Genomic DNA, 16262 nt, shown 5'->3' on the forward strand with positions numbered 1-16262 from the left:
AATGTCTACACAATAAGGCTTTCAATGATTTTGAACCAGGTTTTCCATAAAAACACCCGAAGAACCGATTTTCTTTTTACTTTTATCTTTTTACTTTTTACTTTACCTCATATTCTGTATACATAACTCTACAGTCTTTATGATTACTGATAAAATTGAATAATTGACTGAGATGGTTTTCTGTTAATTCCAATGGTTCATCATTTTCTTGAGGCAACCAATTTAAATTAGGTATTTCTTCTGTAATTACTGCAAAAATTATTTCTTTACCTGGTTCACCTTCAATCTTAAAAGACTTCATAGGTGCATCTTCCTGTGGTAAAACAGTTTTACCCTGATTCAATTGTGCTTGTGGTGCAAAACACGAAGGACAAAAACAGTAAACTTTTCCAGAAGTATCTTTTTGTATAAGTAATAAATATCCTGAACTCTCTAGATTAATTTCAAAACGAATATGACTACCTATAGATACAGACTTTTCATATATACTATTAGTCTGCCAACTCCAAGCTAATGTTTCTTCTTTAACTAACACCAAGCCCATTTTTTCAGTAGAAGAACCCAATGATTGCAGTTGCTGCCAAATTTCTGCAAGGGGTGTAAGTGGCTGTTCTTGGTTTTCTATTTCTGTGATATCTAGATTAGATGATATGGCGATATCTTGCCAATCTAATTCCAGCATGGTGCAGATTTCAATGAAGATATGATAACTAATAGGTACACCGTTAAAAAATTTACTAATAGTTGCCCAAGAAGCTACATGGACATCATTAGCCAAAGTTTGTTGAGTCCAGTTTTTACGTATCAGGGCATACTTAGCTTTTTCAATACCTTTTGGTGATGCTACCAATGTCCGTTTCGCCATGATGAGAGAAAGGTAAAAGATTTTTTACATAAATTATATACAAACTTATATACCTTAAGCAGAAAGTTATACAGGTGTTTATATGGCTGTTAGTGAAAATTAAATCAGAACAAGTAAAAAGAATCAAGTAAAAAGAAATATGAAGTCACTATTTTTTGACTTTTGACTTTTGATTGAATTACGTATCTCGGTACAATTCCTTCTTTTAGTGGCTATCCCACCCGCAATCCGCAATCAAAGGTTTTCTGTTTTTCTTTTGCCTTTTAACTTTTAATCTTTTACTTGGTTCTTTTACCTTTTAGCTTTTTACTTTTGCCTTTTAACTTTTGACTTAATCATGTTTACCATCGAACAACTGTATTTCGCTTGGAGTCAAGTCCGTGTGGGAAGTCGCAGTGCTGGTGTAGATGGAATTAGTGTTGATTTGTTCGCAGCGTCGGTTGATGAACAGTTAACTATTCTGTTGCGTCAGTTACAACAAGAATCTTATCATCCTAGCCCCGCTAAAGGATTTTATTTAACTAAAAAAACTGGAGGTAAGCGTTTAGTTGGTATCCCAACTGTGCAAGATAGAATTGTGCAACGTCTGCTTTTAGAGGAGTTGTATTTCCCTCTTGAAGAAACATTTGTTGATTGTAGCTACGCTTATCGTCCAGGGAGAAATATTCAACAAGCTGTACAACAATTGTTTTCTTATTATCAGTATCATCCCACTTGGATTATCAAAGCTGATATTGCCCAGTTTTTTGATAATTTATGTTGGGCTTTGCTTTTAACTAATTTAGAAGCTTTGCAGTTGGAAAGTAGAATATTGCAGTTACTAGAACAGCAATTAAAAGCTGGAATTATTATTGCTGGTAAACACATTAATTTTGGTAAAGGTGTATTGCAAGGTGGGATAATTTCTGGTGCATTAGCTAATTTATATTTGACTATTTTTGATAGAAAATGTCTGAGTAATGGAATTAACTTAGTCAGGTATGGAGATGATTTTGCGGTTGCTTGTAGTAGTTGGAAGGAAGCTAACCGTATCCTCGATAAAATCATAGCTTGGTTGGGAGAACTTTATCTCACTTTGCAACCTGAAAAAACACAGATTTTTGCACCCAATGAAGAACTGAAATTTTTGGGCTATCGCTTTGCTAATGGGAAGGTTTATGCGCCACCACCACCAGAACCCAAGCTGGAAGGAGAATGGTTAGCTAATGCTTCGGGTACGCCTTATTTTCGTCCCAAGGAACGACCATTAAAATTTGTTTCTCGTCCACCAAAGGCTTGTGATATCAGCAAGCCCGTAAGTTTTCCCCGCGCCCCCATATCTCATCTTTGGCAGGAATCTATGACTACATTATATATCACAGATCAAGGTGCTTATTTAAGTGCCAAAAATCAACAGTTCCAGGTTTATTATCAACAGGAATTAAGAATTAAAATTCCTGTTGTGCGAGTGACGAATATTGTGTTGTTTGGTTGTTGTAATGTTTCTCACGGTGCGGTGAGTGTTGCACTACACCGACGAATTCCGGTTATGTATTTGTCACAGAAGGGTAGATATTTTGGTAGGTTACAGACTGAAGGAATGGCAAAAGTTGAATATTTAGCGCGTCAAGTAGAGTGTTCACAAAATTTTGAATTTACCAAGAAGCAAGCAGAGGCTATAGTACGAGCAAAATTGCATAATTCTCGAATTATGTTGATGCGATTAAACCGACGAGTGAAATCTGAAAAAGCTACTCAAGCCATTGCTCAAATAGAATTGTTTATGGATAAATTACCATTTTCTGAAGATGTGAATATGTTACGTGGTTATGAGGGTATAGCTGCAACAACATATTTTCAAGCTTTGGGTTCATTGGTGACAGGAAAATTTACGTTTGAGAAACGCACAAAACGACCTCCTACTGATCCAATTAATAGTATGTTGAGCTTGGGTTACACATTATTAAGTCAAAATGTTCATTCGTTAATTCAGTCCGTAGGTTTACATACTCACTTTGGAAACTTGCACGTACCCCGTGATAATCATCCAGCTTTAGTATCTGATTTAATGGAAGAGTTTCGGGCTTTGGTTGTTGATTCTCTGGTAATATATCTAGTAAATCGAAACCTGTTTACAATTGACGATTTTACCTCACCAGATGAACGTAATGGAGTGTATTTTCAACCTCATGCACTCAAAAAGTTTCTCAAGCATTGGGAGGAAAAGCTACAAACAGAAGTAACTCATCCTCATACCGATTGTAAATTGCCTTATCGCCGTTGTATCGAGTTACAGGTGCGAGAATATATTGCTTGTTTAATGGGTGAGGTTGAGGTGTATCGTCCGATGATTTGGGATAAGTAAAACTTAACTGTTTGCTTGTTTCGGGGCTGAAGCCCAAAGCCCCAAACCCTGATTCTTTCGTTGGCAGCCCCGGCAGGGTTACACAGTAATGGTTTCAGGCTTTTTTATCCAGGGTTATTTTCAATTTAGGCTCTTGATTTTGCATAAATTTGACAAGCCCCGAAAATCTGCTGTAGGATTTCCACCAGGTAAGGCTTTCATAGCCTAGCCCTTTTAACTTCTTAGAAAGTTGAACTAATGGAAACGAGGAAACAGCATGAATAAAATGGGTGCTGAAACTCTTTTAACTTCTTAGAAAGTTGAACTAATGGAAACGTTTTCTGTTTTGAATCTAAAAAAGAAATGATTTTCTCTCTTTTAACTTCTTAGAAAGTTGAACTAATGGAAACTACATCAATGTAACTGTTCCATTGTTGTTAGTTGTACTTTTAACTTCTTAGAAAGTTGAACTAATGGAAACTGTCTTTTCCATTCAAGATAACCCAAAATAGAAAGCGCTTTTAACTTCTTAGAAAGTTGAACTAATGGAAACTTATCTCAATTTCTCTTGGTACCAATACTGCATCATTACTTTTAACTTCTTAGAAAGTTGAACTAATGGAAACCTCAAATAAAACAACTTCCATCGGCTTTTTGTAGTCTTTTAACTTCTTAGAAAGTTGAACTAATGGAAACTTGGTTGGAAACCTGAATGCGATACTGAGTTCCATGTTCTTTTAACTTCTTAGAAAGTTGAACTAATGGAAACCTTGCGAATTTTTGAGCCTTTGTAAGGCTGAAGCTATTTCTTTTAACTTCTTAGAAAGTTGAACTAATGGAAACCGGCGAGAGCCGCATGGGTGGCAACTCCGACTAATCTTTTAACTTCTTAGAAAGTTGAACTAATGGAAACAAGCTTCTTCAACCATGCAGTTACAGTGTTGACACTTCTTTTAACTTCTTAGAAAGTTGAACTAATGGAAACTTTTTTTCTAACTGTGTAAATTTCCACAACTTGACTTTTAACTTCTTAGAAAGTTGAACTAATGGAAACTTTCAGACTGAGACTGAGCCAAAACTGGACTTGAAAAACTTTTAACTTCTTAGAAAGTTGAACTAATGGAAACAATTCCACTATCGCAAAAGTTGGAGCAGGACTATCAGTTCTTTTAACTTCTTAGAAAGTTGAACTAATGGAAACTGTTCGTACACCAACTAAACGCGTCATGGAGCCAAGCAACTTTTAACTTCTTAGAAAGTTGAACTAATGGAAACCGTGACCTGTTGCCAGGAATATTAATGAAACAGCTAAACACTTTTAACTTCTTAGAAAGTTGAACTAATGGAAACCTCTTTCCAGAACTCTTTTATCCTTCTCAGTGGGATTCTTTTAACTTCTTAGAAAGTTGAACTAATGGAAACGAAAAAACAAGCGTAACATCGCCTGAACTATAAAAACTTTTAACTTCTTAGAAAGTTGAACTAATGGAAACAGGAGGGTACCCTTGCTCTTTCAAGATTTTTTCATCAAACTTTTAACTTCTTAGAAAGTTGAACTAATGGAAACCCTCACGTGGGCTGTATCAACCCAAATACCAGTTGTAAACTTTTAACTTCTTAGAAAGTTGAACTAATGGAAACTTGCCGCCTTGGGAGGTGGAGTTTCCTCCGTTTCCACCACTTTTAACTTCTTAGAAAGTTGAACTAATGGAAACTCGGTGGCGTTATTCTATTCAGTTTCTAAATCATTTTGCAACTTTTAACTTCTTAGAAAGTTGAACTAATGGAAACTTTTCGTGCAGAATCAGCGAGATCTTTTGAGGCAGAACTTTTAACTTCTTAGAAAGTTGAACTAATGGAAACATCTGATTTCCGGTTGTTATGCCTAACATAACAACTACTTTTAACTTCTTAGAAAGTTGAACTAATGGAAACTCAAGGCAATTGCACTCATTGCCGTAGTCGACCACCAATACCTTTTAACTTCTTAGAAAGTTGAACTAATGGAAACAGCAGATACAAACAAAGATATCAATATATAAGCTATACTTTTAACTTCTTAGAAAGTTGAACTAATGGAAACCCTCTAAGTTGGACTGAAATTTTAGCTCTCTAAAACTTTTAACTTCTTAGAAAGTTGAACTAATGGAAACCTCAAGACACATATTCTTTGCTTTTAGTAAAACATTCTTTTAACTTCTTAGAAAGTTGAACTAATGGAAACATTGTCGATTGTTCCTTGGTCGCCCTTGGCAACCAACTTTTAACTTCTTAGAAAGTTGAACTAATGGAAACTTTTAATAGAATACGAAACTCTAATTATAACAAATATCACAATCTTTTAACTTCTTAGAAAGTTGAACTAATGGAAACAACAAAATGTTGAAAGTGTTGCTTTGTAATTGAAATCTTTTAACTTCTTAGAAAGTTGAACTATTAGAAGTTGAATTATAGAATACAAGTCATAAACCCTATAACCCCAACTTATTTGAGAAATTGGGGTTATTTTTTAGCGTGAATTATTGAGTTTTTAATTATCAGTCTAGCCATTATTTAAGTTATATACAAACTTATACACAAATGAATTTGAATTATATATTAGGTTATATATCCATCTGAGAGTATGTAATTAAGTAAAAAGTAAAGCCAACAAAAAACAAGAATATTCCACCATCTTTCAACTTTTTACTTCTTAACCTTTTACTTAATTCTAACCATGTCCACAATTTATATCACCGAACAAGATGCAAACCTTCAAATCCAACACCATTATTTAAAGGTGTTCCATCAACAAAAACAATGTGTAAGCCTGAGAATCAGTAACGTCAGCCAAATCATTCTTTTTGGTAACATCACCTTGCCAAAAGAAATAATTAAAGTTGTAGTTGCTCATCAAATTCCCGTCTTGTACATAACTCCATTTGGCGAAATTATTGGTAGATTGGAAAACACATCACAACGACAATATAAATATCTCACCTGTCAACGCCAATGGATACGCAATAGAGAATTAAAGCGGGCGACAGCCGAAAGTATGATTTGGGCAAAATTGCATAATCAGCATACATTTCTGCAAAGTTGGACTCGTCATCATGCCAACTATATAACCCAACGCGCCTTAAATTATCTGACGCTATTGATAGATAATTTACCAATAGCAACATTCCTGAATGAACTGCGTGAATACAGTGAAGAAGCTGATAAAGTCTACGAAAGTGCTGTTACTTCCATTTTCAGTTTCTACAACGTATGTTCGCACATTAACCAAAAGCCCATCAATGGATTTTTGAATTTGGGTTATCAATTGCTAAACCAATACATTTACACCCTGCTTGACAGTGCAGGACTTCATCCCAACTACGCAATTTTATCTCGTAATTCAGATCATGAATTGCCTTTGGCATGGGATTTAGCCGCAGAATTTCGTGCGCCAATTGTTGATGACTGCGTACTAAATTTTGTCCGAAATTTTTCTCATACGAATGGTAATGGAAAAAGCCAGTCACGAACTATCCTGCAACGTTTTCTCCAACATTGGGAAGCACAATTAAGAACTTTTGTGATACATCCTTACGCCGGAGAAGTTAGCTATCGCCAGTGTATGGATTTACAAGTGCGTGAATATATCGCGTGTTTGCTAGGTGATGCGGAATACTACCGACCTCTTGCATTCAAACATCATCCTGAAGAAGTTAAAAGTCAAAAGATAAAAGTAAAAAGAGAAGAGAGTGAAGAAGTTAAAAGTCAAAAGGTAAAAGTCCTAAGATGAAAGTAAAAAGTAAAAAGATAAAAGTAAAAAGATAAGCCTCTGGAGAAATTTTGATGGTTAAAGCGGTTTCTACTCTTATGAGATACAGTAGCAAAAATTAACAAAACCACTGCTTCTTAAATATGGACGCTTAATTAAATGTATCTCATAACACCAGGAAGTCAGAAAGTGCTGTATCTAAATATTTTTCTTTACCTCTTTCTTTTTACTTTTCACTTTTTACTTTTTACCTTTTACTTTTCACAATGATAGCCCCCAAAATTCTTTTCAATTCTTCAGATTCTTGTAGTAACTCATTGAGCTTATTTGATGAAATAATTTCTGTGGCAATAAGCAGACGTAACCAATAGTGGGTTTCACGAGCTTCTTTGAGAGCAATAGCATTTTTATGGATAAAATCTGCCTTGCTTTGTCCGGCTCTTGCCTCTTCTACATTAGCTGCAATTGAAGTTCCTGAACGTAGTAATTGTTTAGCTAATGTTTGTGTAACTCCAGGCTGTTTTTCCAAAACCTGACACAACTTAACTACTCTAACGGCAAATTCAAATGTTCTCTCAGTTATATCTTGAGTCATCAACTGTAAAGGTAAAAATTCAAAGATTAAAGGACAAGAAAAATAGGAGCTTAGTGTTGAAGCTTTTAAATATAGCTTTAATCAAAGCTAACACACAATTCCCTTTCTGTCTTTCTTTTTACTTTTTACATTTCACTTTCTCTGTCTTTCTTTTACCTTTTTACTTTTTACTTTTTACTTGTAACTATGTTTTATTTAGTATGCTACGACATTGTTAGCGATACCCGCCGCAACAAGGTAGCAAAACTTTTAGAAGCCTACGGTTTACGGGTGCAAAAATCTGTTTTTGAGTGTGTATTAGATGAGAACCAATATACAAGTCTATCTAAATACCTAACTCGACTTGTAAATAAAGGTGAAGACCAAGTAAGATTCTATCCCATGTCTGCCCACACTCGTTGCAAAATAGCAGTTGTAGGAATGCAACCTGAGTTTGTTGTTGATGATGCGGCATTTATTGTTTAGTCGCTACAAGTTTTACACAGTATTTACTAAGATTAATATACCAAAATGACTGCTTGGCAAAAAGAGCGATCTCCTCCTGCTGCGTGACCAAATTTAAGTGATGAATCAAACACTTTTGACTTACTATTTCCTACTGCGTGACTATATCTGCGCTTGAGTCTAGTTAGATATTCACGTAAAGAATGAATATCAAATTCCGTCTCATTTTTACTTCCAAAGCTCAAAAACAACTTGACGCATTAGCTCATCAAGATCGTAAGCAATATCATAAGGCTTTTCAATTTCTATCAAAGTTTGGTTCATCATACCGCAGTTTAAGAACCCATCGTTATCAAACCAAAGGTGGTGATATCTGGAGTTCTTCTGCATCAATGGCGAAAAGATTCTATTGGCATTTTTTGGAGGAACACATAATTGTAGTCACACATTTAGATTCACACTAATCAAGTAAAAAGTTAAAAGATAAAAGTCAAAAGATAATCATCTGGAGAAATTTTGATATACCCCATTGATTTTGAAAACTTGAGTTTTTTCTATGGCGAAAACTATAGTTTACAACTTAGAGGATGTTTAAAAAGTGGTGGGTGATGTATTAAAAACGTTAGATCCTCCTAAATCCTCCTTTTTAAGGAGGACTTTGATTCCGGTTTTCCCCTTTTTAAGGGGGGATGTTGATACAACCGTAGACTTGTTCATTCATCCTCTTAGACGGGGTTTAGTTATATAAACGTTTCTTCCTACTTCTGTCTCTTTCTTTTTACTTTTTACTTTTTAACTTATTCCTATGCCCAACCCTCGTCCATTACAAATGCGAGAATTACGGCTAATTTCAATGTATAGCCATTGGGAATTTGGCATGACACCACAGCAATTCTACTCTAAATGGGCAGTTAGCTATGAGCAAATAGCCCTGATATGTTCTCGTTCTGATTCTACTGTTAGGGGCTGGTTTAGAAATGGCCGTAACCGGCGTTACCCAACACCTAATGATTTATTTCATCTAGGATTTATGGATTTTTTACTGGAACATTACGAGGAGATTCCTGAGGATATACAAAGCTTATTGCGCTTTGCTTGTTGATAGTATTTTACACACACAAAAGTATTCATCTGTCAATATCATGTAGACCTGTTTTGGTATATATCTCCTAAACTAATGTGATTTTAGGCAATTCAAAAGACATGATTCAGGCAATTTTCAGCAATTGTAAGAGGTTATTATGACCTATTTTGAGCAGTTACATCCGTGGTGCATAGTTCGTAATTTACCTAGTCAAGATTGCATAGTAGTAGCGAGATTTCGTCGTTACAATGATGCAACTGCTTACCTACAAGTGCTGAAAAGACAAGCGAATAATGTCAAGTTTGTAGTGAAATTTAATTCCCAAACCTGAATTGCTTGACTTCACAAGAAGTCGAACTAATGGAAACATTGGCATTTAACTCACGCTAGACGTGCTAAATCTCCAGTTAAAAATTATAACTGGAGATTTTTTCTTTCTTTTGCCTTTTTACTTCTTATTTTTTACTTCATCTAAGTGTATTTATGTAAAGATAATTTTATCTAAAGATGGTCTTATTTTACAATAACCAGAGTGACTTTTATTTGATTGAGGTGCGTTTGTAGCTGGCAAGATGCCCGCACTACAAGAATCTTATTATTTGTTACTAATGTTTGTACCATGCCAAACAGACACAATGTACGACAATACCTGCAAATTTCTAGCTGAAAACTTCTCCACTGACTTTGCCACCTGGCTATTAGGTAAACCTATCTCTCTTACCAATCTCAAACCATCAGAACTGTCAGTAGAGCCAATTCGTGCCGATTCCGTCATCTTTTTACAATCATCACAAATAATACTGCACATAGAATTTCAAACTCTTCCAGATGACGAGATACCCTTTCGCATGACAGATTATCGCCTGCGGTTATACCGGAAATTTCCTGACAAAGAGATTTACCAAGTCGTAATTTATCTAACGCGCAGTGGTTTACCTTTAGTATTTGAAACTAGCTTTGTCACAGGCAGACTGAGCCATGAATTTAACGTAATTAGATTATGGGAGCAACCCACGGAGGTTTTTCAACAATATCCAGGACTATTGCCATTGGCAGTTTTGACTAATACAAACGACTGTAGCCAAACTTTAAGTCAAGTAGCCAAACTAATTGATAATATTGAAGATAGAAGGATAAAAAGTAATATCACTGCTGCTACGGCAATTATATCTGGGTTAGCATTAAAAAAAGAAGTGATTCAAAGATTATTAAGGAGTGAAATTATGAAAGAGTCAGTAATTTATCAAGAAATTCTGCTGGAGGGTAAGGCTGAAGGTAAGGCTGAAGGTAAGGCTGAAGGCAAGGCTGAAGGCAAGGCTGAAGAAAAAACTCGCATAGCCTTAAATATGCTCCATTCTGGTATTGCCATAGATTTAATTGCCCAACTAACAGGATTATCTATACAACAAGTCCAGGAATTACAATAGTTATGTTTGTAGCTGGCATTTTGCCAGCACTACAAGATTTTTATTATTTCTCATACATCAAAACCTAATCAAATGAATTTTTATCAACGTAAGTTATATGCACTACTACAAGCACCTGAATTTGCTGATTGGGGAGATGGTGTATTATCTCAATTAGAATGTCTGACAAATGACCATGAGAATTTAAAAGCTTGGTGGAATGGGGTTAATAGCAATCAAAAAGGTGAAGATGCCCAAGCGATAGCTTCTGCCTCAGACCGCGTTAATCTATTTTACATAGAACGCAGAGAAAACCCACCACAAGTTACTGTGCGTCATCCGATAAGTGGACAAAAACAGCAAGTTACAACCTTACCGCCGCCAAGTAACACACCAGATATTAGCCAAATAAAAAATGAAATCGATCCCCAAAAAGTTTTCTGGTGGTTTTGGAGATTTTATCCAGAAATATTAGCAGCTACACAACCTGATGCCTTGTTATTTCCTGCACATACAGTTATCCCCGACTGTCCACTACATAGCCACCAAAGTACGGTATCAGCGTTGACAGGTGCAATGTTTCCAGAAGAGTGGGAAGAGGGAGACTCAAAAACACCTTATTTATTAATATTTTCCTTCTCACCAGTACAGGAATTTATCAAATCCTCGCGGAAATTCCTTGATTTTTGGGCAGGTTCATATCTACTACATTACCTCAGCAGTCGGTTGTGCTGGCATATTGCCCAAGAATTAGGACCGGATGCTGTGATTGTACCTTCCCTATGGAGTCAAGAAATAATTGATGCGTTGATTGTTCAAAAATATCCAGATTTTGGATCTGATTTTGAACGTCTCCAAGAAGATAAAAAAACCCCGGTGGAAAGGTTTACAGATAAAACATCCACCAGCTTAAGTACTGCTGGATTTCCTAATATGATTACAGTGTTGGTTCCGGGGAAAGAAGCAGCACAGAAATTGGGAACAGAACTAAAACTCAAACTAACCGAAGAATGGGTAAAGATAGGCGAAAAAGTGCAACTTTGTATCAGAGAAAAAGTAATTGAATATTTAAAAAAACAACCTACAAATATAGATAAAATATTAGAAGAAACTTTTGGTGATTTAACTGAATTATCAGATGAATTCCTCAAACCCTATAGACATGAATTGAGACTTATTCAACAAGAAAGCTGTTGGGAGTGGAACAAACTCTGGAATGAACAACTCAAGCATACTTGGGAACCTTACTGGGCTGCGGTTCCTTTAGGAAGTCCAGACTTACCATTAATTAAAGATAAAGAAAATAGTATTTTTGATGAAACCTGGATTAAAGTTCAGCAAGAAATCGCCTACGCATTGATAGATTTACCTTCCGAAGCTGAAGCCAATGTTTATAACACTCTGAATGTGGGGACTTGGTGGGGAAGCCTACAACAAAGATTGCGGATATGTCTGATTGCAGTCAAAAATACTCGTAATTGGCAAATCCCCACCGCACCAGGGGAACGCTCAACTATATCTGGACAATTTAGTGCTGTTCACCCCCGTTTTAACTATACCAAATTTGCAGAAGGAGCCGGGACTCATGCTAGTTCAATGCGCCTATTTTGGCTACTAATTTCTCAAGCATTTCCAGGATTGTTTAATGGTTCTGAAAAGTTGAACGCTTTGGAACTCACAAAGCGAATGGCGTGGGTTTATGGGGGAGTTGCAGAAGAATTGGGAGTAAAAATTGTTGACGAATCTTTGTTAAATGAAGAAGATATTAAAGAATTTGAAACTGATATAGACGTAAAAGAAATTGATTACGAGCAGTTAATCAGATTTCCTAATCTAAGTTCAATTGCTGCTGCCCGCTTTGCTTCTGAACGTCCTGATTTACTAGAAAAATATTGGCAAAATTTAAACACACTACTTAAAAAGTATTGGGATCAGCAAGTTACCAAAAAAAATGACTTGGAAACTTATAAACAGCAAAAACGTGATTTTTATAGTAAAACTCGACGACCCTTTCATATTAGCAATACAGACGCAGAAATCAAAATAAAACTACCCCATCTTCGGAAGAGTTATAACGGTGTCATGTTCTCTGGTAAATGGTTGGCAGATGATATGGGTTTGAAAGGTGACGCTGTTGCTGAACTCAAGAATTTGGTTGACAAAGCACACAGCGACACAGGTTTTGGTGACAGCAGTCCCGCAGATTGGTGGGTAATTATTCTAGCTGATGGCGATAGCATGGGTAGTTACGTTTCTGGAGAGAAACTAAAAAAATACAGATTTTATGTTGAAGAAGATACTGTTGATAAAACTCATGACAATTTTGACAATAATTTATTTAATCAGTTTCTTCAGGAAACAACCAAGCGCATGGGTCCAGCTACCCATGTGGGTTTAAACCGCGCTTTGTTAGACTTTTCTAACCGTCTCGTCCCCTACTTAACTGAAAAACGCTTCTGTGGTCGTGTCATTTACAGTGGTGGTGATGATGTCAAAGTGGTCTTACCTCTGGAAGACTTACCAGAATATATATTATCTCTGCGTGCTGCATGGTGTGGTGGCGAAGATCCACATCAAGAATTTACTAATTCTCGCAATGATACCGAAAACAAAGTTACTGGCTATTGGCATCCTACCGACAAGGTAAAAGGATTACCAAAACGTCCTCACTTCACAATGGGAAAGGACGCAACCATGAGTGCGGGGGTGATAATTGCTCATAAAAGCGTTCCTCTCCCCACTGTTCTAGAAAGCTTATGGGAAGCAGAAGGAGAAAGGGCAAAAAAAATCCCTGGTAAAGATGGTCTTTGCTTCCGTGTAATATACGGTGGTGGGAATCAATTAGAAGCTCTTATGAAGGGTGAGTTATTAGAAACATGGTGGGAATGGGTCAAGGAATATGAAACTTATCAAGAAAAACTCAGTCCCTTACTGTATCGGTTAGCAGAAGAACTTCCCCGTCGCGCTGCCATTACTGATAATTACTATTTATTCTCTAAAGCAGCTAAAGTCATCATGGACAGTCGTGATAGCAGCAAACAACTTGAGCCGACATTTGCCAAAATTGAAAAGTGGTTAGATAAATGGGAAGATTGGGTAAAATCAGCCTCACAAAATAATCTTGAACCAATTGGTACTACACCAGAAGATTTAGGTAAAATTTTGAGATTTACCGCTTTTTGGATTGATAAGCGGGTAGAACGTTTGAAATGGGGTGAAAAATAATATATGCACTGGTATAAGATTACTCCTTTAGATTTACTCCTGTTTCGAGATTGTAAACCCTTTAGCCCTGGTGATGGTTCATGGGCAAAAGGCTTATTTCCACCGATGCCAATTACAGTATTTCAGGCAATGCGATCGCTTTTACCACAAACTAATCATGAAAACCGTACCCAGCGCCATCTAAGTTTTCTCGGACCATTTTTATTAGACAGTCAGCAGACTTTATGGCTACCCACACCCAAAGATTTAGTTTGTCTATATCCCCCAGGACAAGACCGCAAAACCGCCACTGATAATTGGAGCGAAATTCTACACCTACAAACGATTCCCAAAGATGAAGAAGCATGGAAGCATTTAGCATTTGATGAAGAAGAGATCGACCCGTTAGTTCTTAATAAAAAATGGGATGGTAATATTAGCCCACCTAAACCTTGGATCAAAGCCGAAGCACTGTTTGGTTATCTTAGAGGTCAAAAAAATCACAGTAATTGCGCTCAAAAAGACTCTGAAAAACCTAGCACTAGTTGGGATCAAAAAGACTTTCACCACAATCCTTGGAAGACACAGGTTTTACCTCATATCCAAATGCAACCTGACAAGCGACAGGTTAAAGATGCTGATGGTTACTTTACCGAAGTTGCAGTCCGCCTGGAAGATGGATGGTGTTTTATCGCGGCTTTGAGTGTGGATATTTTAGCAAGGGAAAGCATTGTCCGGTTAGGAGGTGAGGGACATCGGGCTTTAGTATCACACCTGGAGCCAAATGACACATTGAAAGGCCAACTTGATTTTTTGCTAGAGAGCGATAGCGAAGCGCTGCTGCAAGCAGTTCGCATACCACCAGATTACTCATCTACAGTACCAAACTTTGCCTATCTCCTGACACCCGGACTAGGGCTATTTGAGGAAACAAGTTACAGAGCCTATCCCCAAGCTTGGAAGGAACATCTCAAAGGCTGTGCTACCGATAAAGCTTTACTGTGGGGTGGTGTCTCCACATTGCGTAAAGATATAGACAACAACAAAACAAGGGAGGAATCTGCTTTACTACCGCAAAGAGCATTTGTACCGCCGGGGACAGTATATTTATTTAATCATGAAGTAGCAACAAACCAGCAAGTTTTACCCAATGGGGATGTAAATTGGTTACAGACTTTTAGAAGGCTTAATTATGGAAAACTTTTATGGGGAAGAAGGAATTTAATCAATGAGTGATTTTCGTACTGGATATCTTTATGCACTTGCACCAGTTCATTGTGGTGGTGAAGGTGATTTAGGAAATATCTTAGATATTGTCCGCGAAGTACACACGGATTTTCCTTATATTCCCGGCTCTTCTCTTAGAGGTAGTGTGCGCTGGGATGTAAACTCTATTGACCCAGCTATCGCAGATAAATTATTTGGTAAAGAATTAAGTGCAGATGGACAAATGGGAGTTCATCAAGTTTGGTTTGGTGATGCCCGCTTGTTATGGATACCGATGCGAACAATGGCAATGGGTAATCGTAATGTATTTACCTGGGTAAGCTGTCATTCACTAATCCGCGACCATGCACTACTATCTGGATTACCAATCAGTGATTTGCCTAATCATCCTGTAGGAACTCAAGCGGGTAGTTATTACGTTGCTGATGCTCAATTGCAAGTTTCTGGATTCACGAACGAACAAAAACAAGCGATCGCTCTAGCTGGGGATTGGCAAGAATCACTTGGTAATGCGATTCAGTCAACCTGGAATAATAACCGGATTGTCCTGGCTGATAGTGATTTTCAAACTTTAATGGAGCATTCGCTATGGACACAGATTCGCAACAAAATTAATAAATCTGAGGATAATGAAGATGATTCTGAAGGTGGTGCAGAAATATTTTGGACGGATGTTTGCATTCCCAGAGATACTATTCTCTACTACCCCTGGGGTTACAAATTAAACAAAACTAACCCCATAGCCCAACGGGAACATGATTGTTTGATGGATGTTGTGACTGGGTTATTTCAAGTCGGAGGACAGGCTAACGTCGGGCGAGGTTGGGTGCAAGGGTGGGTGACAAATAATACTTTGCCTGTGATATTGAATACAAATAAACTTATGCAAGTGGAGATGTAATTATGGTGGAACCACAACAGATAAGTTTGACAGATGGTGAATACTTGGAGAAAAGACCAGACAAAAACGTAATTTTGATTAAACCAGAGCAAATGAGTCTGACGGCTCATCAACATATTCAAAACTATCTTGAAAGTAGTCTCAACCCTGCAATTAGCAAAGAAGAGTTAAATGCGATTTTAAGGCTATCTCAGCATTTACGGGTTTTTGGGTTACTCTCGGCCGCTGCCTATGTCAACCAAACAAATGCTCAAGGAGGAATAGTGCGATCGCGTATTCTTCCCGTGTGGAAATCGCTGCTTGGTCAACTGATCAATTCAGAAACACCACCTTCTGAAGAAGAACTGCGCGAGATGATTGTTCAAATGGCAAAAGAAGAACCAACAAAATATATGGCAACTTGGCGCAAGTCTATGATTTTATCTAACCATTGGAATTTTTGGGCAAGAGCTTATTCTGCATAAT

General features: G+C 37.0%; 13 protein-coding genes and 1 CRISPR repeat array. Of the genes, 11 read left to right on the plus strand and 2 right to left on the minus strand.

Going from position 1 to position 16262, the window contains the following annotated elements; translation table 11 throughout:
• Nucleotides 1-97: 97 nt before the first annotated feature.
• Nucleotides 98-865 carry a DUF4384 domain-containing protein gene (locus ACOWPH_RS30700; protein WP_015217671.1) on the minus strand — a complete coding sequence of 256 codons (768 nt, stop codon included), beginning with the start codon at nucleotides 863-865 and terminating at the stop codon, nucleotides 98-100.
• Nucleotides 866-1202: 337 nt separating this feature from the next.
• Between ACOWPH_RS30700 and cas1 (ACOWPH_RS30705) the strand changes: the two genes are divergently transcribed.
• Both cas1 (ACOWPH_RS30705) and cas1 (ACOWPH_RS30710) read left to right on the plus strand, forming a co-directional pair.
• Nucleotides 1203-3209, plus strand: coding sequence for a CRISPR-associated endonuclease Cas1 (gene cas1 / locus ACOWPH_RS30705; protein ID WP_015217672.1), 2007 nt, complete (start codon nucleotides 1203-1205; stop codon nucleotides 3207-3209).
• A 210-nt stretch (nucleotides 3210-3419) separates the two neighbouring features.
• Nucleotides 3420-5632: a CRISPR direct-repeat array (repeat unit 35 nt; unit sequence CTTTTAACTTCTTAGAAAGTTGAACTAATGGAAAC).
• A gap of 272 nt (nucleotides 5633-5904) precedes the next feature.
• Entirely contained in the window at nucleotides 5905-6957 is a 1053-nt protein-coding gene (gene cas1, locus ACOWPH_RS30710; protein WP_015217673.1) for a CRISPR-associated endonuclease Cas1, read from the plus strand.
• A 226-nt stretch (nucleotides 6958-7183) separates the two neighbouring features.
• Here the strand turns inward: cas1 (ACOWPH_RS30710) and ACOWPH_RS30715 are convergent, their stop codons facing one another.
• A complete protein-coding gene (locus ACOWPH_RS30715) occupies nucleotides 7184-7531 on the minus strand; it encodes a four helix bundle protein (protein WP_015217674.1) in 348 nt (115 codons plus the stop codon).
• 186 nt (nucleotides 7532-7717) lie between these two features.
• Here ACOWPH_RS30715 and cas2 point away from each other — a divergent pair, with 186 nt between their 5' ends.
• The 9 genes from cas2 to ACOWPH_RS30760 all read left to right on the plus strand — a co-directional run bounded on the left by cas2 (nucleotide 7718) and on the right by ACOWPH_RS30760 (nucleotide 16261).
• Nucleotides 7718-7996 carry a CRISPR-associated endonuclease Cas2 gene (gene cas2 / locus ACOWPH_RS30720; RefSeq protein ID WP_015217675.1) on the plus strand — a complete coding sequence of 93 codons (279 nt, stop codon included), beginning with the start codon at nucleotides 7718-7720 and terminating at the stop codon, nucleotides 7994-7996.
• Between the two features lie 182 nt (nucleotides 7997-8178).
• Nucleotides 8179-8439, plus strand: coding sequence for a hypothetical protein (locus tag ACOWPH_RS30725; protein WP_015217676.1), 261 nt, complete (start codon nucleotides 8179-8181; stop codon nucleotides 8437-8439).
• A gap of 341 nt (nucleotides 8440-8780) precedes the next feature.
• Nucleotides 8781-9077, plus strand: a complete 297-nt coding sequence (locus ACOWPH_RS30730; RefSeq protein ID WP_015217677.1) for a hypothetical protein — start codon at nucleotides 8781-8783, stop codon at nucleotides 9075-9077.
• A gap of 139 nt (nucleotides 9078-9216) precedes the next feature.
• Complete coding sequence (locus ACOWPH_RS30735) at nucleotides 9217-9390, plus strand: hypothetical protein (RefSeq protein WP_015217678.1); 174 nt, start codon at nucleotides 9217-9219, stop codon at nucleotides 9388-9390.
• Between the two features lie 304 nt (nucleotides 9391-9694).
• The gene (locus tag ACOWPH_RS30740) at nucleotides 9695-10486 is read left to right on the plus strand and encodes an Rpn family recombination-promoting nuclease/putative transposase (protein ID WP_042466342.1); all 792 of its coding nucleotides are present in this window, start codon (nucleotides 9695-9697) and stop codon (nucleotides 10484-10486) included.
• Nucleotides 10487-10558: 72 nt separating this feature from the next.
• A complete protein-coding gene (locus ACOWPH_RS30745; protein ID WP_015217680.1) occupies nucleotides 10559-13690 on the plus strand; it encodes a type III-B CRISPR-associated protein Cas10/Cmr2 in 3132 nt (1043 codons plus the stop codon).
• Nucleotides 13691-13693: 3 nt separating this feature from the next.
• Entirely contained in the window at nucleotides 13694-14905 is a 1212-nt protein-coding gene (locus ACOWPH_RS30750) for a type III-B CRISPR module-associated Cmr3 family protein (RefSeq protein ID WP_015217681.1), read from the plus strand.
• Nucleotides 14898-15797: an RAMP superfamily CRISPR-associated protein gene (locus ACOWPH_RS30755; protein ID WP_015217682.1), complete on the plus strand. Its 900-nt coding sequence runs from the start codon at nucleotides 14898-14900 to the stop codon at nucleotides 15795-15797. Before ACOWPH_RS30750 ends, ACOWPH_RS30755 begins: the two co-directional genes overlap by 8 nt.
• A 2-nt stretch (nucleotides 15798-15799) precedes the next feature.
• Nucleotides 15800-16261, plus strand: coding sequence for a hypothetical protein (locus ACOWPH_RS30760; protein ID WP_015217683.1), 462 nt, complete (start codon nucleotides 15800-15802; stop codon nucleotides 16259-16261).
• The last annotated feature ends 1 nt before the right edge of the window (nucleotide 16262 follow it).

The sequence above is a fragment of the Anabaena sp. PCC 7938 genome, from assembly GCF_049315035.1.
Classification (GTDB): domain Bacteria; phylum Cyanobacteriota; class Cyanobacteriia; order Cyanobacteriales; family Nostocaceae; genus Anabaena; species Anabaena cylindrica.

Bases quoted from the DNA above. Each gene is read 5' to 3' on its own strand.
- ACOWPH_RS30735 (WP_015217678.1), top strand. From the start codon at position 9,217: ATGACCTATTTTGAGCAGTTACATCCGTGGTGCATAGTTCGTAATTTA.
- ACOWPH_RS30755 (WP_015217682.1), top strand. From the start codon at position 14,898: ATGAGTGATTTTCGTACTGGATATCTTTATGCACTTGCACCAGTTCAT.
- ACOWPH_RS30700 (WP_015217671.1), bottom strand. From the start codon at position 865: ATGGCGAAACGGACATTGGTAGCATCACCAAAAGGTATTGAAAAAGCT.
- ACOWPH_RS30715 (WP_015217674.1), bottom strand. From the start codon at position 7,531: ATGACTCAAGATATAACTGAGAGAACATTTGAATTTGCCGTTAGAGTA.
- ACOWPH_RS30730 (WP_015217677.1), top strand. From the start codon at position 8,781: ATGCCCAACCCTCGTCCATTACAAATGCGAGAATTACGGCTAATTTCA.
- ACOWPH_RS30725 (WP_015217676.1), top strand. From the start codon at position 8,179: ATGAATATCAAATTCCGTCTCATTTTTACTTCCAAAGCTCAAAAACAA.
- ACOWPH_RS30750 (WP_015217681.1), top strand. From the start codon at position 13,694: ATGCACTGGTATAAGATTACTCCTTTAGATTTACTCCTGTTTCGAGAT.
- ACOWPH_RS30760 (WP_015217683.1), top strand. From the start codon at position 15,800: ATGGTGGAACCACAACAGATAAGTTTGACAGATGGTGAATACTTGGAG.
- ACOWPH_RS30745 (WP_015217680.1), top strand. From the start codon at position 10,559: ATGAATTTTTATCAACGTAAGTTATATGCACTACTACAAGCACCTGAA.
- ACOWPH_RS30740 (WP_042466342.1), top strand. From the start codon at position 9,695: ATGTACGACAATACCTGCAAATTTCTAGCTGAAAACTTCTCCACTGAC.
- cas1 (WP_015217672.1), top strand. From the start codon at position 1,203: ATGTTTACCATCGAACAACTGTATTTCGCTTGGAGTCAAGTCCGTGTG.
- cas1 (WP_015217673.1), top strand. From the start codon at position 5,905: ATGTCCACAATTTATATCACCGAACAAGATGCAAACCTTCAAATCCAA.
- cas2 (WP_015217675.1), top strand. From the start codon at position 7,718: ATGTTTTATTTAGTATGCTACGACATTGTTAGCGATACCCGCCGCAAC.